The 17,584-nt window shown below is 47.5% G+C and carries 19 protein-coding genes; 17 read left to right on the top strand and 2 right to left on the bottom strand.

What is annotated here, in order from left to right; genetic code table 11:
- The 16 genes from sctE (at position 1) to J2125_RS10080 (ending at position 13,926) form a co-directional block, all read left to right on the top strand.
- Positions 1-1,827, top strand: a complete 1,827-nt coding sequence (gene sctE, locus J2125_RS10155; RefSeq protein ID WP_017799608.1) for a type III secretion system translocon subunit SseC family protein — start codon at positions 1-3, stop codon at positions 1,825-1,827.
- A 10-nt stretch (positions 1,828-1,837) separates the two neighbouring features.
- The gene (locus J2125_RS10150; protein WP_157819417.1) at positions 1,838-3,154 is read left to right on the top strand and encodes a hypothetical protein; all 1,317 of its coding nucleotides are present in this window, start codon (positions 1,838-1,840) and stop codon (positions 3,152-3,154) included.
- Between the two features lie 46 nt (positions 3,155-3,200).
- The gene (locus J2125_RS10145) at positions 3,201-4,379 is read left to right on the top strand and encodes an IpaD/SipD/SspD family type III secretion system needle tip protein (protein WP_017799606.1); all 1,179 of its coding nucleotides are present in this window, start codon (positions 3,201-3,203) and stop codon (positions 4,377-4,379) included.
- A gap of 14 nt (positions 4,380-4,393) precedes the next feature.
- Positions 4,394-4,660: an acyl carrier protein gene (locus J2125_RS10140; RefSeq protein WP_017799605.1), complete on the top strand. Its 267-nt coding sequence runs from the start codon at positions 4,394-4,396 to the stop codon at positions 4,658-4,660.
- 231 nt (positions 4,661-4,891) lie between these two features.
- Positions 4,892-6,088 (top strand): PrgH/EprH family type III secretion apparatus protein, encoded by a 1,197-nt coding sequence (locus tag J2125_RS10135; protein WP_071590487.1) that lies wholly within the window; start codon positions 4,892-4,894, stop codon positions 6,086-6,088.
- Positions 6,089-6,100: 12 nt separating this feature from the next.
- On the top strand, positions 6,101-6,352 hold the full coding sequence (gene sctF, locus J2125_RS10130) for a type III secretion system needle filament subunit SctF (RefSeq protein ID WP_017799603.1): 252 nt from the start codon (positions 6,101-6,103) through the stop codon (positions 6,350-6,352).
- Positions 6,353-6,378: 26 nt separating this feature from the next.
- Complete coding sequence (sctI, locus tag J2125_RS10125; RefSeq protein ID WP_017799602.1) at positions 6,379-6,675, top strand: type III secretion system inner rod subunit SctI; 297 nt, start codon at positions 6,379-6,381, stop codon at positions 6,673-6,675.
- Between the two features lie 2 nt (positions 6,676-6,677).
- The gene (gene sctJ / locus J2125_RS10120) at positions 6,678-7,412 is read left to right on the top strand and encodes a type III secretion system inner membrane ring lipoprotein SctJ (RefSeq protein ID WP_083865611.1); all 735 of its coding nucleotides are present in this window, start codon (positions 6,678-6,680) and stop codon (positions 7,410-7,412) included.
- A 9-nt stretch (positions 7,413-7,421) separates the two neighbouring features.
- The gene (locus J2125_RS10115; RefSeq protein WP_071590486.1) at positions 7,422-7,976 is read left to right on the top strand and encodes a hypothetical protein; all 555 of its coding nucleotides are present in this window, start codon (positions 7,422-7,424) and stop codon (positions 7,974-7,976) included.
- Positions 7,948-8,601, top strand: a complete 654-nt coding sequence (locus J2125_RS10110) for a hypothetical protein (protein ID WP_017799599.1) — start codon at positions 7,948-7,950, stop codon at positions 8,599-8,601. Before J2125_RS10115 ends, J2125_RS10110 begins: the two co-directional genes overlap by 29 nt.
- Positions 8,602-8,627: 26 nt before the next feature.
- Entirely contained in the window at positions 8,628-8,816 is a 189-nt protein-coding gene (locus tag J2125_RS10105) for a hypothetical protein (protein ID WP_017799598.1), read from the top strand.
- Complete coding sequence (locus J2125_RS10100; RefSeq protein ID WP_157819416.1) at positions 8,810-9,307, top strand: hypothetical protein; 498 nt, start codon at positions 8,810-8,812, stop codon at positions 9,305-9,307. Before J2125_RS10105 ends, J2125_RS10100 begins: the two co-directional genes overlap by 7 nt.
- 290 nt (positions 9,308-9,597) lie before the next feature.
- Entirely contained in the window at positions 9,598-9,768 is a 171-nt protein-coding gene (locus J2125_RS10095) for a winged helix-turn-helix domain-containing protein (protein ID WP_209499492.1), read from the top strand.
- Between the two features lie 74 nt (positions 9,769-9,842).
- Positions 9,843-10,954 (top strand): IS3 family transposase gene (locus tag J2125_RS10090; RefSeq protein WP_209499454.1). Its coding sequence is split into 2 segments (ribosomal slippage): positions 9,843-10,104 and positions 10,104-10,954, totalling 1,113 coding nucleotides; the frame shifts between segments, so codons are not numbered across the junction.
- A gap of 142 nt (positions 10,955-11,096) precedes the next feature.
- Entirely contained in the window at positions 11,097-12,338 is a 1,242-nt protein-coding gene (locus J2125_RS10085) for a hypothetical protein (protein ID WP_209499491.1), read from the top strand.
- Between the two features lie 310 nt (positions 12,339-12,648).
- On the top strand, positions 12,649-13,926 hold the full coding sequence (locus tag J2125_RS10080) for a hypothetical protein (RefSeq protein WP_157819415.1): 1,278 nt from the start codon (positions 12,649-12,651) through the stop codon (positions 13,924-13,926).
- A gap of 72 nt (positions 13,927-13,998) precedes the next feature.
- Here J2125_RS10080 and gorA read toward each other — a convergent pair whose 3' ends face one another.
- Positions 13,999-15,351: a glutathione-disulfide reductase gene (gorA, locus tag J2125_RS10075; RefSeq protein ID WP_017799594.1), complete on the bottom strand. Its 1,353-nt coding sequence runs from the start codon at positions 15,349-15,351 to the stop codon at positions 13,999-14,001.
- 128 nt (positions 15,352-15,479) lie between these two features.
- Between gorA and rnz the strand changes: the two genes are divergently transcribed.
- Positions 15,480-16,397: a ribonuclease Z gene (gene rnz, locus J2125_RS10070; protein ID WP_017799593.1), complete on the top strand. Its 918-nt coding sequence runs from the start codon at positions 15,480-15,482 to the stop codon at positions 16,395-16,397.
- A gap of 6 nt (positions 16,398-16,403) precedes the next feature.
- Here rnz and J2125_RS10065 read toward each other — a convergent pair whose 3' ends face one another.
- The gene (locus tag J2125_RS10065; protein ID WP_017799592.1) at positions 16,404-17,246 is read right to left on the bottom strand and encodes a 23S rRNA (adenine(2030)-N(6))-methyltransferase RlmJ; all 843 of its coding nucleotides are present in this window, start codon (positions 17,244-17,246) and stop codon (positions 16,404-16,406) included.
- Between the last annotated feature and the right edge of the window lie 338 nt (positions 17,247-17,584).

The following is a 17,584-nucleotide window of genomic DNA, read 5'->3' as shown; positions in this document are numbered from 1 at the left end:
ATGGAAGCAATCAGAGGTATGGCGCCGAATATTATTACGGCAGTGCTACCGGCTTTAAAGCCTGATATTCATAATCGTTTTACTCATCTTAAACTAAATTACCTTACACCGCAGGATGCGCTACTGATTTATGGGCTGGCGGAGGGGGCCACTGATGGCAAAATAAGTGAGACTCCTCCGGAGCTGCGCGAAGTCAGTGCCGAAGTTAAAAAGAAAAAAAGCGAAGAGGGTAAAGCGCTCCAGCATCTGTTTAATCAGCCTGTGGCACAGGATGAACCCTGCACGCTCAACAGCCTGCTCTCGGTGATGGTTGCTGGCGCCGATACCCGGCTGAAACAAGCCTCTGAACTTTCTGCTGCGCTGGAGCGCGCCACTGTACAGATCAAAGATGCCCTGCAGACGCTGGAAGGCGCCAGCGCCCAGCTGGAGCAGGAAAAAAATCAGCAGGAAGTACACGGGCAGCGACTGACGGCACTGCAGAATGCGCTGACGGAGCTGGAACAGCAGGGGGTGACGGCGGATGATCCGCGTTATACCGCGCTGATGGAAAAAATTGCGGCGGCGAAAAATGCGTTGAATACGGCGAACAGCAAAGTGCTGGCCGCTGAAACCAGCGTGCTTCAGCAGCTGACGCTGGCGCAAGAGCTGTTAGCTGCTCATCACGAGCTGATTAAACAGATGACCGCTATCAGCACCAATTCTGCGGGTTATGTGGTGATGAATCGTCCGCAACTGGAGGAGGCGGAAAAGAAACAGCTGTCGATGGCGGCAAGGGCTGCCCTGTTGATGGCGCAAATGATGAATATGTTCAATGACGCCAATCTGGCCAGGCTGCAAAGCGACCAGGCGCTCAATGACGCGCGTATGGAAGCCACGCGTAACAATATGGCTGAAAAAGCCAAAGAATTTGCCGAGCAGGAACGTAAGGCGCAGGAGACCAGCAAAAAATGCGGGCTTATTTCAAAGATATTTGGCGGGGCGCTGACTGCTCTGGGGGCGCTGAGTGTGGTATTTGGCGGAGCCGGTGCGACCTTGATGGTAATCGGTATTGGCCTGCTGGTGGCTGATTACGTTACGGAGGCCGCATTTGGTTTTTCGCTGACTGAAAAGATGATGAGTCCGTTAATGGATCATATTTTTATGCCGCTAATGGACGCCATCAGCAAAGTGGTCACGGATATTTTTGATAAAACGCCGCTTGGCCTGATTCTGCGCGAGATCGATAAAGCGACCGGCGCCAATATGATGGACAGCATCCATACCGCTGTCGCGGCGGCGGCAACGGTAGCGGTTATTGTCGCCGCCGCCATGGTGCTCAAAAGCGCCGGGAAAATGCTCTATAAGCGATTCGGCAAGGCGCTGGCGCAGGCGGTGGTGGAGAATGTCAAAGGCACGATAAACCAGGCAATTAAGCAGATGCCGAAAATGCTGAAAAAATTTGGTAGCTCGCTGAAAAATCTAAATAATCAGCTCAGTAAAATGATGGATGATCTCGCCAATAATATTCTGAAAAAAATGCATCTCAGCAGAAACCAGAGCGCCCGGATACTTGGCCTGGCCGGTGAAACCATTGGTTTTGTCGACACGGCGCAGCGTCTGAGTACCGGTGTGATTATCGCTGACTTAAACGTGAAGGCGCATGAATATCTGGCTGATGTGCAGATCGGCAAAATGGTAATGGATCAACTGAATAAAGCCATCGAGCGGATGGTGGAATTACTGGAAAGCCATAATGCATTAATGAAAGAGATGGGCGATCACCTTAGCACAATATTACAAGCCAGAAACGATACGGCGCTGTCTATTATCAGAATGCGGAAAGCTTAGGAGTAGAAATATGATCCATGCGATTAAACATCCGACAAATATCGTCTTTATTCAAAGTGGCGGAACTTCCCAGCATAATGTCAGCGCAGAAGAGCAAAGTGATAGAGTAAGATACCCTATTTCGGCAGAAGTAATTCTTAAAAACCTACGAGACGTAAATGGCCTCATTCAGGTGAATGTTCCTGCGCTACCTCCACCTGGAAAAGAGAATCGTGTTGAGCTGGGAATTATTTATGATCTGCTGTGTGAGGAGATACCAAACCGTGATCACGCTAAAGATGCCAATCGCGTTACGCAGCAAAACTTTGATTTCTCTAATATAGGTGGCTGGAGCGGGAAAATTGTCAGCATCATGGGGATGCTGGTGGAGCAATATCAGTTGCTGTCACAAATCGAGAGCAAACAACGGGTAGACAACAGCAGCCGACAGTTTGCACAAACTGTTAATAGCACCGTAGAAATGGTGAAAGGTTCGAAGAAGATGCTCTCCGGGGCAGTATCGGGCCTGGTAATCGGTGGTTTTGTTGCCGCGTACGGCGCGATGATGACCTTCCAAAAAACTGCCGGATATATGAAGCAGGCATCAGCATTAGAGAAAGATAATGTGCAGCTGAAAAAGGATATATCTGCCAATCAGCAAATGATTCAGAAAAAAAAGGACACATGGCAGGAGTTACAGCCGAAAAATTATAATAAAAAGGTAAAGCAACTGGATAAAGAGCTGAACAGTCTGAATGCCGAAAAAAATATGCTTACTGAACAGCGGGCAAAGATCGATAAACAGCTTGAGCTACAGCGCGCACTGGATAATGACCCTGGCCCATTGTTAAAACGCCAGAAAGAAATGACGGAGAAATTACGTGCTACTGAAGCCACTATCCAGCAAAAGAGCGACGAGCGAAAAGCCCTGCCTGCTTCTGCTGCCGATCGTGAAGCGCGAATAAAAGAGCTGAAACAGGAGAGCAATCAACTGGAACTCGATAACGAAAAGCTCCACGCCAGGCTGGATAAAAATAACCATCTGCTTGAGCTGGCGCGTAGAGAGCTGGATAAGCTACTGGTGATCGCGCAGTTGCTGACGCAGTTAAGCCGCCAGCTGTCGGGAATGGCAGAAGCGAGTGGGCAATTGGGAAACACTAAGGAACAGGCCAACTCGAAAATGTCAGATCTCAAAGCGGGGCAGTTCGGAAATATCGCCGCCGCTCTGGAAGAAAACAAACGAAAAATCGAAGCGCTACGCGACTTGACGCTCAGAGCGCTGGCGGATCTGATGGCGGCGAATATTGCCACGCAGAAAACGATTATTTCGAATATGGTCCGCGGCTAACCCCATACCGCGCAACAATCAGGACTTAACGTGAAGTGAGGTAATTATGCCACTCATTCCTTTTTCATTACCGCCGGTGTGGATTTTTACCCGGCCGATTGCTCCCCCCCAACCCGTTGATAACCAGCCAGTTCCTGATGAAGTCAGGCAAAGCAACCTTAATAATAAATCTGTGGTTGCCAAAGAAAGCGTGCTGGTCAGAGAATTTACTCACTTTAATCTGACATTGGCGGAACGGCTTGCCAGCGACAGCAGCTATTGTCTGCCGATACCTCCGGAAGAGTTGTTAGTTAAAAAGAAAAAGGTGCCGGGACTGGAGGCGTTGACCGATAAAGAGATTAAGCAGCTAAAGGTACTGCTTGAAAAATCAGTGGCAGAAGATGAGCTAAGCAAAGAGGGGGCTCAGCGCTTTCTTGAGGAAGCACAGCAGGAAGGTATAACGCTAAAAATAGTCGAACCGGAAGATCTGAAAAGCGCAGCGAAACGTGTGGCGGCAAAAGCATCGGCAGAGTCGGCGCAGGCGGAAAGGGAAGTGCTGGAGTTTTACCTTACCGCTGTCAGCAATGAAGAACTCACCACGGGCGAGCCGAAAAAAGATCTGGAGGAATTGCACTGGGAAGTGATAGAGCAGATGAAAATCCACTATATGGGGGTGTTTTTAGCCGCGGCCGAAAAGATGGATGCCTTCTTCAAGGCCTTTAATGAGATTAAAGCATCGCTATCAAACTTCCTGTCACCTGGCTCAAAAGAGGGTGAGGTTAACTTCCGCAACCAGGCTTTTATGGAGCAGCTTGATACGCTGTACCATGAATTTGTTAAAGAGCAGAACAGTCAGCTGTTTCCCCCGGCAAATGCTGATGGCACTTACCCTGACACCACGAAAGAGGAGGCGGAGAGATGGATTAAGCAGATGGGGTTATCCGCAGATTGTCTGTGGGGAGGGCCAACCAGTTATCGGGTGAAAATAGATTTATCGCCGGTGGTAAATATGATTGGCTCGCTGGCCAGATTAGGTTCGGGCAGTAGTGTAAACCTTAATTCCGCGCAATATGGCGCCTGGCAAGCCGGTTTCGACTCGCAATCGGAGCAGCTACAGCTGGCGGTACGTATGCTGACACAAAATACCACACATGCCAGTTCGGTATTTAACCAGCGGGTGGAAATATTAAGTCGTTTTTATCAGCAAGAGACTGAAACCCGGATGGCAATTCTGCGTTCCTTATAAGCACAGGGTCACATATGAGCATTTATGCTGGCGTGGATGAACGCGAGTTGAGAGAGAGGATTAAACAGATTATTGCGCGCTGCTGTGCGCAGGATAGCGCTGCAATTGATGATTCCAGCTGGCTGGCCATCGATCTCTATATCGACTCCCTGATTCTGACCGAAATTGTTTACGAAACTGAGGCTGCATTTGCTATTAGCATCCATGAAAGTGAGATGACAGGTATTAATCAGGTTGCAGATTATTATCTTCTGGTGGCAAATAAACTGGTCAGACATTAATCACTCCTGCGTCCCCTTTCTTGATTATCTGACGGCAGAGCAGCTGAACTGCGCTGCCGGTTTTGCTGCTGAAGTTGCTGTTAAACGGCTTCCTCCAGCAGCCGCCGCAACAAAATTCGCGACGAAAAATTAGATTGAAATTCATCAGTATTCTGTCAAGTACTCATGAAGTTACCATGATAACTTGGGGTCTAAATTTGCAGGACGGGTTGTAATCAACGGATGATGACAATGAGTGCTGAGGATATGAAACGTCATTACGAGATACGTTTCATAAATACCCGTTTGGCGGGATGTGAGTATATCATTCGTGAGGAGAGGACCTCCTTCGTGGTCGCCGATCGCGCTACTCTGGCCGCTATCCAGCAGCAATCAGAGGATCCCGCCACCATTTATGTGCTGGACGACAATATCACTACCAGTTTCGATATCGTCTATGGTTCCGCAATGTTGCTGCCGCTGTTGGAGATGAACAATGATCACCTGCGCGCCAGTGAAACGATCAATTTTCATCAGGTTATTGATGTTGATGGTGTCAGTTTTATCTTGCGGCCTGAAGGGAGTGAATGGCAGGAGAGTGTTGAGCAGCCGCAACCTGAACAGCCTGAGGAGATAACGGCTGCAGCTTCAGTGGCGCCGCAGCCCCTGGCCGCAAAAGGCGCGGGGCTTAAAAAGACCATTATTCCACTATTGTTGTTACTACTGGCAGGGCTGGCAGGGTATTACCTGCTGCAGAAGCAGGACAGGGGACAGAACAGCCAGTTGTCACTAATGCTGGCAGGTAAACCGCATCAGTTTAAAACTTTTGTCGGCGGTGATGCTGCAGTCTATGTACTGGCCCCCGAGCCGATGAGCAGTGTCTGGGCCTGGCAATCACTGATTAAAAATAATATTGCTAACCAGTTCACCGTTCTTTCCGCCAGAGCAGAAGAAGATAAAATTACTCGTGAAATCAATACCCGCTGGCCAGAGGTAAAGTTCCATGGCGTACGCTTTGACGACCCATCCAGACCCGAAATTATTCTTAGTCTGGAGCGGACGAAAATGCTTAACCAGAAAGAGCTGAATCATATTGCCAAAAAACTTATTTCACTCTTTCAGTGGGCCAACGATTTTATGTTTAGTTATATCAGTGATAAAAGCGTTGCTGACAATGCCGGGCAGGAATTATTAAGTATTGTGCCAGATTTTAATACCAGAAATAATGCTGATAGCGTCACATTTTCAATAGCCAGAGAGCTGAGTGACAGTGAGCTGAATGCGTTGAAAATATTTATCAGTGAGTTCAGATCCAGATGGCAAGGCGGTTATGTTCAGTTTGATATTAAACTTGAGGATAACCGCATAAAAGGAAAGTCCTGGCGCTATGGTGCTGATAGCTATATCAAAACAACCGCCGATCAATGGTATTTTCCACCACGAACATAAAGGGAGAGTTATATGGAATTTGTCACAAATAAATGGGCCGGTTTTCTGACGGACACATCAGGAAAGTTTGACAGCCGGGTTGTTGAGTTGAATAGCGAACTGGCGGCAGCGCTCCTGGCATTACAGGGTGACTCATCAGATCCCACGCTACTGGCTAAGTATCAGTCCCTTTCCTCTGACTATCAGGTCTATCGTCAGACGCAATCCAGTGTGGTGAAAAGTTACAAAGATGTGGCCACTGCCATTATTGCTAACTTCAGATAAATAGTGATAACAAGATGGGGTAAAAAATGCTGCCATTTTCAACAGAAATGATTACTGAGTCCGGCGCATTATCGTTTAACGATGATATTAATAACCACTCTCTGGAAGAGTTGCTGCGCCAGGCCTATACTCAACATGTTGGTACGGAATATAAAGAGAAGATGGCGGTACTGGAAAGCGCCAGCGATCCGGCAAATGCGACTGATATCGAGACTATTTATCAATATCAGTTAAAAACGTCTGAATATAACTTAACGTTATCGCTATATTCAACCCTGACGCGCAAGGCAGTAACTGCTGTTGATACATTGATACGTGCTTAGCAATGAGAAAGATAAAATATATTTTGCTAACCTTGATATTCATTATCACGGGCTGTAAAGAGGATGCATTACTCAATGGCCTTGACCAAAGCCAGGCAAACGAAGTGGTTGCACTGCTGCTGAAACATAATATTAATGCCAGTAAAGTAAGTGTAGCCAAGTCGGGCTACAGCGTTTATGTCGCCAGGCAAGATTTTTCGACTGCAGTGGATCTGATCACTATCTATAACTTTCCATCAAAACCGCGAATTGAGATTGCGGAGATGTTCCCGGCCGATGCGCTAATTTCATCACCACGTGCCGAAGTGGCAAGGATATATTCAGCTATCGAGCAGCGTCTGGAACAAACATTGAATCAGATTAGTGGCATCGTGTCGTCACGGGTACATGTCAGCTATGATATAAGTAATATCGATGCAGAAAAAAAGGGAAGGCCGACACATATTGCGGTGCTGTTACGTTACGATACGGCACAGGTCGCGTCGGAGAATTTAATTTTCGATGCGACAAGGTTAGTTAAAAACAGCTTTGCGAATGTTGATTATGACAACATTTCGGTGGTAATGACCCCAGTACCTGAAGTCTGGCAATTACCACCGGCACCAGTGCAGCAATATCATTCTCAATATAGTGTACTGATTACCGTTACAGTCGCCATACTACTGCTTATCACTGTTTTTATTCTTGCTGATAAACGACGGTTGATAAATAAAGATAACCTGAAAAAGAAAAAGTAGAGCATCGCCGTGTATTTAACCAATACAGACAAGATTATAACCGACCCTGTCTTGTGGATTCACCCCTTAAGATCAGGTGTGCCGGATATCTGCTACAGGGGAATACCCCGCGGAATTATCAATGCCATACTGGTGAAACAATTTTCACTTGATGACGCCATCCCCCTGGCTGGGGGAGACAATTTAACCCGCATGGTTATTGATAATTGGTACCGGTTACGCGAGGTGGCATGGTATATGGCTTGCCAGCGTTATCGAACGGCGCTGCAGGAGGTTCAGGACCACGAGCTGTTGAGCACGAAAGCACGCGGCTTTATGCTGATCAATATTGTGCCTGCACGCAACTGGGGCAATGAAATCGTTGGCACACAACAATTATGGCAGCGGGCTTATGCCGAGCTTTTCCCACTGCTTATATTACTACCCGCAGGAATAGTTAAGCGTATACCGTTGCTGTTTCCGCAACAGATTATTGATTCTTCTTCCGCTGACAGCAGTGAGTTTGACCCGCTGTTATTTAAAATGGCGATTCAGCATGCAAGAAAATATCCTGACAGAGTTTGAATTAAATGCGATTGAAGATACGCTGCTGACCAGGGATTATCTGGCGAAGAAAAAACGTGTAAGAAATATTGAAGAGGCGGTGAAATATGGCGCACGCAAAATCATCAATGATGCCTGGTCGCAAGGTGAAGAGATTAAACAGCAGGCGTTTAATGATGGTTTTGAAATGGGATTAATTTACTGTATTGAGCATATCGTAAACTATTTCAACGCGGTTGAAAATGAGCATGCGAGGTTGCAGGCTATATTACAGCAAGAAATTCTCGACATAATGGATGAGAGCTTCCGCGATAATACGCTGTTTATGAATGTAGTCATTGACTGGTATAAGAAAAATGGTGCCGATAGTGGTGTTGAAGTTGTTATTTCACTGCCCCAGCATCAGAAATCGCTGGCTGAGAAGCTTTGTACAAAGCTTCGTGCTTATCTGCTTTATGAACCCAGGGTTGTATTTCACCAGTACAGTTATTATCAGGTAAAGAAAGGCGATCAGTTGCTACAGTTTAATGCCGATGAATTTACTGCGGGGCTGGTTTATCGACTGGTCGACAATAATGAAGATATCGGCGAACGGCTCAGAAAAATAAGTGCTGATTCATTGCATAAAATTCAATCACTGTTTTGATTTTAATCGATTTAAGGAAGGTTTATATGGATTATTATATAGTCGGTTCGCCGGTCAGTAATGTATCCCTTTTTGAGGCCCAGGATACGCCGGTAACAGGTCCCGTCGATGAAAATAATATTGAGCTAATGATGAAAGGGATGATTAACAGCTGGCGGCTGGAAATAATGCTGTCAGAAGGCGGTTGGTCGGAAGAGAGTAAAATCGAGTGGTAAGCAATCTGGTGTATTTTGTTAGCTGTTTTCTGCTGGTGCTATTGCTGGCAGGATGTTCAGCAACAAAAAGGCCTGCAGCGGCAGAGATAACATTGCCAGAATGTGCGGATATAACCGCGGTGGATATGAGTTCGCTGACTGCCGAGAGGCACTATGAAGATATGGTGAACTGTATTAAAAACCAACAGTTTAACAAAGCGTCCATTCATTACGCGATGGCTGGAGTAAAAACCTGGTATGATTATCTGGCCAGTCCGGGTTTAGTCAGCAAAGAACGACACCAGACGGAACTTCGTAAGCAGCTGGCCAGACTCAGTGAGCAGCAAAAACGGCTTTTCTGGGATGAGCTTAATATTGTTTTACGGGATGAAAAACGCCTGCAAGAACTCTGCTCTATGATTACGCCCTCTGAAACTAATAAAAGCTCAAAAATTCTTTTTGATAAAGCAAAAACAGGTTATTTGCATTGCAAAAAAGAAATAATATTCTGAGGTGTATAGATATATTTCAGGGTGATATCAGGTATATTACCCCGCCGTGTTTTTAGATTACTATAAAGTTATTTCTTTATACTGTTTGCTAATATCATGTTAGCGGATGGCTGGTAAGGCGCTTATAAATCGATAATTATCGTATGATTTCACATTTAAATTGACCCCGTTATGTTATCTTTTTTATAGTCGCACATCTGCCTGGCTTGTCATGCTTAGTCTTTGAGATGGCGCTGCAGCTGATAACATTTGTTAGAAAGCCTTGTTTAACAATAAATGGATAAATTGACATGGAAAATTATCGTTTCAGTGACTTTACCCTTTGTGGTGATCAGGTCCTGTATCACAATGACAGGATTGTTACTGTCCCACCTAAGGAAATGGCGGTGTTGCTGTTATTAGTTAAAAATGCAGGGGAGGTAATTACTAAAGATCATATCATCAGAGAAGTGTGGATGTAAGTATCCCGATAAAACGGTCCATTCACTTTTAGAGATCTTCCGACATACTGATTATGTCCTCTGAGGAGATCGCCATGCGTAAAGCCCGATTCACCGAACACCAGATCATTGCCGTTCTGAAGTCTGTCGAAGCCGGACGTACCGTTAAGGACGTCTGCCGCGAAGCGGCAATATCCGAAGCCAGCTATTACAACTGGAAAGCAAAGTACGGCGGAATGGAGGCTTCAGATATCAAAAAGATGAAAGATCTTGAAGACGAGAATCGTCGCCTGAAGCAGATGTTCGCCGACCTGAGTCTGGAATGCCGGGCGCTGAAGGACGTTATCGAAAAAAAGCTCTAAAACCAGCGATAAAGCGGGAGCTTGTCAGCTATCTGACTGCACAATTTTCCATGAGCATCCGCCAGGCATGCAGGACAGTATCGCTGAGCAGGACGGTGTATTTTTATCAGCCCGATACCCGGCGTGATGAACCGGTGATCCTGGCGCTGACTGAACTGGCAGAACGCTATCCGCGATACGGATTTAAGAAGCTTTTTCAGGTACTTCGCAGGCAGGGTAACGCCTGGAATCATAAGCGTGTTCACCGGATTTACTGCCTGCTGAAACTCAATTTTCGCCGCAAGGGGAAACAACGTCTTCCGGTGCGCAATCCGGCTCCTCTGGCAACGCCGGAAGCACTCAACCAGAGCTGGTCGATTGATTTTATGCACGACGCGCTGACATGTGGGCGACGTTTTCGGACTTTCAACGTCGTGGATGATTTTAACCGTGAGGCTCTGGCCATAGAAATTGACCTGAATATCCCGGCGCAGCGGGTTGTGCGGGTGCTGGACAGGATAGTGGCAAACCGTGGATATCCGCTGAAGATGCGGATGGATAACGGCCCGGAGCTGATATCACTGGCTCTGGCACAATGGGCTGAGGACCATGGCGTGATGCTGGAATTTATCAGGCCAGGCAAACCGACACAGAATGCCTTTATCGAACGCTTTAACCGGACGTACCGGACAGAAATCCTGGATTTTTATCTGTTCAGAACGCTGAATGAAGCACGGGAAATCACAGAGCGCTGGCTGACGGAATACAACAGCGAGCGGCCTCATGAATCCCTGAATAACCTGACGCCGGAAGAATACCGGCTGATGGCTGAAAAACCGGAACTCTCAAAAAGTGTGTGGAACTAAAACAGGTATGCTTACATGGAAAGGGGGGGAGGTTTCTGATGAATCTCTCTCCCGTTGCATATATGTTCTGAGGAAATTACTTGGCGAGAGTTCATCATATCGTTATATTAATACGGTATATGGCAAGGGTTACCTTTTCGTAATGAACGTAACCCGGGTTGCGCGGTTAGCCGGGGAAGAAAAGATCGATAAGAAGGATACTCTGGCTATTTTCCCCTTTGTAATGCAAGACAAAACGTTGTCGATGATGATATTTGATTTTATTATCAATCACAGCGCGATTTTTGAGGAAAAGGGCTTTCGCTTTTTGCCATCAGTATTAACGGTAAATAGCCATAATCTGACCGAAAGCTTTAATAGTCTGAGGGCGACTGGAGTCCGTTATTTTCTGACCGGCATTGAACTGAAAACCGGGTCAGATACTGTTATCAAAGTGGAACTTATTGATAGCACGTTGTTAACCGTGGTTTTTCGTGATTCGGTGGTGCTGTCTGATGATAACTCTATTAACCTCGTAAGATTTAATAATATTGTTTCCTTGTTGCTGCATAAAATATCTCATTGCGAAACTAAAGAATTTGCTAAAGCGCTGGTTTCTGCTAACAATAAGCTATGCCAGATAAAGAGTCATTATAACAACTACTCTTTTTTTCTTTACGAGTATTATAAAAACATTGATTCGAACTCTTTGTTGCTGGGTAATTATGATTCCATCACGTTATGTCATCTTGCAGGTTGCTATTTTTCTCTCGCCAGTCTCGGTTTGATGAAGTATGAAAAGGCGGAGGAAATAATTACGCTAATTACCGATAAAGTCCTGGTTGATGAGCCTTGTAATGCGCTGGCCATTTCGATGAAAACGCTAATGTGCCGCGATATGTATACCAGGAAGAAGGAATCAGATTTTCAGCTGGCGATAATCCTGTCTCCATTAAGTGCCGAAGTTTACTACTATTATGCCTGCTACCTGGTTCAGAATCAGCAGTACGATAAGGCGCAAATTATGACCGGGGTGGCCCTGTCGCTGAATTCTGACTTCTTCGCCGCAAAAATATTGCACGCTGTTATCCTGACGCTGGTCGGCGATACGACGGCAGCGATCGCCTATGCGACTGAAATGAAAGGCTGCGACAGCTCCTGTGATATTATTATTAATTGTTTACTGGCCATTTTGTTTGCCAGATGCAGTCAAATGGATAAGGCTACTGCCTGTCTGCATGAAGTGAAGCATTATCGCGATTCCTGTGCTTTTGTCGGTTGTTGCTATGAAGCAGTAACCAGCCAACAGGGAGGGGAGGCGATGAAGAAAGTGAAACGACTGCAAAATATGCCGCAAATTTCTCTGCCAAAAAAATCGGTCTACTGGATGCCACTTTTTGACTGATTCCACCGACAGCGTCACTAAGGATATCTGACCGGTATCATCCCCCAATCCCTGTATGTTTACTATTTCTGTTAATAGTCAACATACAGGTTTTTTTTGCCCGTCCCTCTTCATCATAATTCATTCAACTTTGAGCGAAATATGATAGTCAGTTTATGGCGCTTAAATCATATATAAACTAATAATTAAAATGACTGAGGTTGATAAATTATTAATTAGATCAATAAATGATTTTATTTGCAGTTATTGATTGTCTATAAACCAATACTACTACGCGGACAATTGCTGGCAGTATGGATAGGGAGTAAATATGGAGATTTTTCAGAACTCGACAGTCAATGCCGTCCCGATACCTGAGCACCCCGTTAATGGTATTCAAACGCAAGTTTCCAATATCAGTAATCAATCTGATGGCTTGCAACTGAAAGAAACACAAATAACATTTGATTCCCCCCTGACCGCCCAACCCCCTCCTGCTATCCGCGGTCTTATCTGGAAAAAACTGGTGACGGTATGCAATTTTATTCAGCGCTGGGGGCCTAATCAGTTTATCTTTCAACTTGGCCCGCAGATAAAAGTGGGCCAGGTTGATCTTAAATTTACCCCAACCTTAGTCGTGTCTGGAACGACCATCGCATTTTATCCCGTTCATACTGAAGTCGGTAAAATCCTGGATATAGGTTCTTCCCTCGCCAACGGTTATGCATTGATCGTCAAGCAGTTTGGCTTTGAATATGATTTTAACAATCACGCTTTAAGCTATAACCGACAACAGCTGGCCAGGATTGAATGCGATATCCCGGCTATCTTCTCCGGACTCTATAAACCTCTGCAACTCACGCTGGCGCTGGAAGTGGGCACCACCAATAAGACCACCACGCTGGGGCGATCGATACAACATGCAATCCAGGATTTAACAACCATTGTCCCGGCAAAAGCGGTTCTGCTGGCGCAGGCTTATAATCAGGCCGGGATTATCGGGCCATTAATCGGTTTGCTGGGGACATCGGCTATTCTGGATGGTTTAATCGACAGTGCCTTGCCCGGAACTCATGAGCGTAACAGTAGCCTGTGGTTTGGCTTTAGCTTTGGCTATGCTGATCTTAATCAGATGTTAATACCCGATATCAATAAATTGGGTAACGATAAAAAAGGCGTTAACTTAATAACGGCATTTTATGCCCGTAATATGCAGGCGATGACTTATGATTTTCAAAACGCTGAAGTCACTGTTCCACCGATCATCCAATTGCTGTTTGGCCACTATTACAAAAGCGCCATCCAGTTTGTTCGCGATGCTTTAAAAGCGCGTGGGGTCCTGAGCCAGGAGCTACGGGAAAAAGCAAATAAGGGCATTATTACCCCGACAATGCAGCAACAAATCAATGAGATAAGCGATCATGTCATTACAGAGCTGAATAACGTGGTAGTGAATAGTATTAACAGCGAAGACAATACCACTCTGCAAAGTGTGATGGATGTTATTAATAAAAGTTTCGGCTTTGTTGATGAACGATCGCCGCCGCCTTCTGGGGAAAGTGAAAGTGGCAGTGAAAAGAGTGCTGATGTCATCAACACAAAGATTTAGCATGTTATTACAGATATAAAAAAGAAGCCCGGTCAGGGCTTCTTTCTGGTGATATTCTAACCGACGCCATGATTAACGCATGGTAACAAACTCTTCCGCGCCGGTCGGGTGGATAGCGACAGTGTTGTCGAAGTCTTTCTTGGTGGCGCCCATTTTCAGCGCCACGGCGAAGCCCTGCAACATCTCATCCATACCGTAGCCGATACCGTGGATGCCGACAATTTTCTCATCTTTACCGACGCAAACCAGCTTCATACGGCAAGGCTGACGATGCTGGGTAACGGCGGTATACATAGCGGTAAACGCCGATTTATATACTTTGACCTCATCGTCGCCATACTGCTCACGCGCTTGCGGCTCGGTCAGACCCACGGTGCCAATTGGCGGATGGCTGAATACCACGGTTGGTACATTGCTGTAGTCCAGATGCTCGTCCGGCTTGTTGTTAAACAGGCGTTCGGAAAGACGGCGACCGGCGGCGACCGCCACTGGCGTCAGCTCCACCGCACCGGTATTATCACCGACGGCAAAAATGCCTTTTACGTTGGTATTCTGATACTTATCGACGCTGATATAGCCTTTGTCATTCAGCGCTACACCGGTAACCTCAAGATTCAGATTATCTGTTGCAGGTTCACGGCCAATCGCCCATACCAGACAGTCGACTGTCTGCTCTTTGCCGTTTTCCAGCTTCAGCGTCAGGCTGCCGTCGGCATTTTTGACAATCGCCTGCGGGATGGATTCAGTGTGCAGCGTCGGGCCTTCGGTATTCATCACTTCAACCAGCGTATCAACGATCAGCGGATCGAAAGTACGCAGCGGCGCATGTTTACGCACAAACAGATGCGTTTCAGAACCCAGTGCGTTCAGTACGCCAGCAATTTCCACCGCGATATAGCCCGCACCGACGACCGCGGTGCGTTTTGGCAGCGCGTCCAGCTCAAAGAAGCCGTCAGAGTCGATGCCATATTCTGCGCCAGGGATTGAAGGATGGCTGGGACGTCCGCCGGTGGCGATCAGAATATGGTCGGCAGTAATTTTTTCGCCGTTAACTTCAACGGTGTGCGCATCAACAAAACGCGCGTAGCCCTTGATAACATCCACTTTATTTTTACCTAATACGTTATCGTATGAGGTGTGGATACGATCTATATAGGCGCTGCGGTTCTTAATCAGAATATCCCAGTTGAACTGGTTTACCGTGGTATCGAAGCCGTAATCCGGACCATACTGATGGATAGCTTCAGCGATCTGCGCGGCATGCCACATCACTTTCTTCGGTACGCAACCCACGTTGACACAGGTGCCGCCAAGATCTTTTGCTTCGATCAGCGCACATTTCTGGCCATACATGGCTGCGCGGTTAATGGATGCGATGCCGCCGCTGCCGCCACCGATTGCAAGATAGTCATAATGTCTGGTCATTAAACCTGTTCCATAAGTTGTGTAGGAAATTGGCATAGAGTGTAACGCTACTCGGCGGATTGCCGCAAAGTTTGCGTCTATGGTTGTGATAGGGTAGGGATAATAAGTAAAACCTGGAATTATGCATCATGGAACTTCTTTTCCTCGGCACCTGTGCCGGTGCTCCCAGCCGGGAGCGTAATGTCACTGCAATCGCGCTGAACCTGGCGGATAACCACAGCGGTGGATATTGGTTGTTTGACTGCGGCGAAGGCACCCAGCATCAGATGATGCGCAGTCCGCTCAAACCGGGAAAGCTGGAAAAAATCTTTATCACCCATCTGCATGGCGACCATATCTTTGGCCTGCCCGGACTGCTGACCAGTCGTTCGATGGGCGGTGTCAGCACGCCGTTAACCCTCTATGGCCCACCGGGGATCAAAGCCTTTGTCGAAACCACGCTCAGCCTTAGCGCTTCTTATGTCACTTTTCCGCTGGAAATTATTGAGATAGCGGCGGGAGAGGTGTGTGATGACGGGCAGATGCGCGTTACGGCGTGGCCCATGTCGCATGTGATTGAATGTTATGGCTTTCGCATTGAACAGCATGATAAACCGGGGCCGCTGGATGCGGAGCGGCTGAAAGCCGATGGGATTCCGGCCGGTAGCTGGTTTCAGCAGTTAAAGCGCGGTGAAACCGTGTTGCTGCCGGACGGGCGCGAGGTGTGCGGGCGGGATTATCTTGGCCCTTCGACTAAAGGCAAGTCGCTGGCGATATTTGGCGATACTGCGCCAACGCCGCTGGCTGGCGAGATGGCGGCGAATGTGGATGTGATGGTGCATGAGACCACGCTCGAAGCCGCCATGGCGGAAAAAGCCAATGGCCGTGGACACTCCACTACGGTGCAGGCGGCAACGGCGGCTAAACTGGCCGGCGCCAGACGACTGATCGCCACCCATTTTAGTGCGCGCTATGGTTTTGCCGACTGCGAAAAGTTACTGGCGGAGTGCCGGGAGATCTTTCCCGCGACAGAATTGGCGCGGGATTTTGCGGTATTTACGGTCTAGGGGATATTACTCAGGCACCAGCATATTCACGCTGGTATGACCGGTTCCGGCTGGCACCAGGATCTTATGCAGCCACGGCAGCAGGTCACGCATCTGCTGTTCCAGTTTCCACGGTGGATTGATTACAATCATTCCGGACGCGGTCATGCCACGCTGATCGCTGTCCGGACGCACCGCCAGCTCAATCTGCAGAATATTACGGATGCCGGTTGCTTCCAGTTCTTTACACATACGTTTGATTTGCTGGCGCAATACCACCGGATACCACAGCGCAAATACGCCAGTGCTAAAGCGTTTATGGCCTTCATGAATGCCTTTTACCACGTCCTGATAGTCCGTTTTCAGTTCGTAAGGCGGATCGATCAGAATCAGACCACGACGCGAATGCGGCGGCAACTTAGATTTCAGCTGCTGATAACCGTCCGCTTTTTCGGTACGGGCACGGCTGTCTTTCGCAAACTCAGTACGCAGCATCGGGTAATCACTGGAGTGCAGTTCTGTCATCTGCAACTTATCATCTTCGCGCAGCAGATGGCGGGCAATCAGCGGCGAGCCAGGATAGAAACGTAGTTTGCCATTCTTATTCAGATCTTTAACCGCGCTGATATAGGGCAGCAACGCTGCCGGTAAGTCATCCTGCTGCCAGATACGGGCGATGCCTTCCAGATATTCGCCAGTGCGCTCTGCATGTTCACTGCTTAACTGATAACGTCCGGCGCCCGCATGGGTGTCGAGATAAAGGAAAGGTTTCTCTTTCTCTTTCAGCGCTTCGATGATCAGGCTTTGCACGGTGTGCTTGAGGACGTCGGCGTGGTTGCCGGCATGAAAACTGTGGCGATAACTAAGCATAACTTTGATGATATCCGGTGCGTTCCTGACGAAGCAGGAGAGGTGCGGTCGCTGCGCAGATGGGACGGGCGCATGTATGACCATAGTATACCAGGAAGCGCGACAAAATGCCGAAATATAGCCGTCATACTTCAGGCTGCAGGTACGTTGGTTGCGCGCGCTCACCCCAGTCACATCGTCGTCTGTGCTGCCGGGTGAGCGTCCTTGCCGCCTCCAGGCGTGGCTATATGCGCACAGGGATTTTTCCCGCAAGCGGCAGGCGGCCATTGAAATTCGCTACACTTAACCTCATCTTATTTAGATTGCGCGCGACATCGCGCCACCGACAACCACAAGGA

The organism is Winslowiella toletana (assembly GCF_017875465.1).
GTDB lineage: Bacteria > Pseudomonadota > Gammaproteobacteria > Enterobacterales > Enterobacteriaceae > Erwinia > Erwinia toletana.
The sequence above is the reverse complement of the archived record's forward strand: the minus strand, read 5'-3'. Positions and strand labels throughout refer to the sequence as shown.

Excerpts from the sequence above, each read along its gene's own strand:
- rnz (WP_017799593.1), top strand. The coding sequence starts at position 15,480 with ATGGAACTTCTTTTCCTCGGCACCTGTGCCGGTGCTCCCAGCCGGGAG.
- J2125_RS10135 (WP_071590487.1), top strand. The coding sequence starts at position 4,892 with ATGAGTGCTGAGGATATGAAACGTCATTACGAGATACGTTTCATAAAT.
- J2125_RS10110 (WP_017799599.1), top strand. The coding sequence starts at position 7,948 with ATGCAAGAAAATATCCTGACAGAGTTTGAATTAAATGCGATTGAAGAT.
- J2125_RS10065 (WP_017799592.1), bottom strand. The coding sequence starts at position 17,246 with ATGCTTAGTTATCGCCACAGTTTTCATGCCGGCAACCACGCCGACGTC.
- J2125_RS10095 (WP_209499492.1), top strand. The coding sequence starts at position 9,598 with ATGGAAAATTATCGTTTCAGTGACTTTACCCTTTGTGGTGATCAGGTC.
- sctJ (WP_083865611.1), top strand. The coding sequence starts at position 6,678 with ATGAGAAAGATAAAATATATTTTGCTAACCTTGATATTCATTATCACG.
- sctE (WP_017799608.1), top strand. The coding sequence starts at position 1 with ATGGAAGCAATCAGAGGTATGGCGCCGAATATTATTACGGCAGTGCTA.
- J2125_RS10085 (WP_209499491.1), top strand. The coding sequence starts at position 11,097 with ATGAACGTAACCCGGGTTGCGCGGTTAGCCGGGGAAGAAAAGATCGAT.
- sctI (WP_017799602.1), top strand. The coding sequence starts at position 6,379 with ATGCTGCCATTTTCAACAGAAATGATTACTGAGTCCGGCGCATTATCG.
- J2125_RS10080 (WP_157819415.1), top strand. The coding sequence starts at position 12,649 with ATGGAGATTTTTCAGAACTCGACAGTCAATGCCGTCCCGATACCTGAG.
- J2125_RS10145 (WP_017799606.1), top strand. The coding sequence starts at position 3,201 with ATGCCACTCATTCCTTTTTCATTACCGCCGGTGTGGATTTTTACCCGG.
- gorA (WP_017799594.1), bottom strand. The coding sequence starts at position 15,351 with ATGACCAGACATTATGACTATCTTGCAATCGGTGGCGGCAGCGGCGGC.
- J2125_RS10150 (WP_157819417.1), top strand. The coding sequence starts at position 1,838 with ATGATCCATGCGATTAAACATCCGACAAATATCGTCTTTATTCAAAGT.
- J2125_RS10105 (WP_017799598.1), top strand. The coding sequence starts at position 8,628 with ATGGATTATTATATAGTCGGTTCGCCGGTCAGTAATGTATCCCTTTTT.
- sctF (WP_017799603.1), top strand. The coding sequence starts at position 6,101 with ATGGAATTTGTCACAAATAAATGGGCCGGTTTTCTGACGGACACATCA.
- J2125_RS10140 (WP_017799605.1), top strand. The coding sequence starts at position 4,394 with ATGAGCATTTATGCTGGCGTGGATGAACGCGAGTTGAGAGAGAGGATT.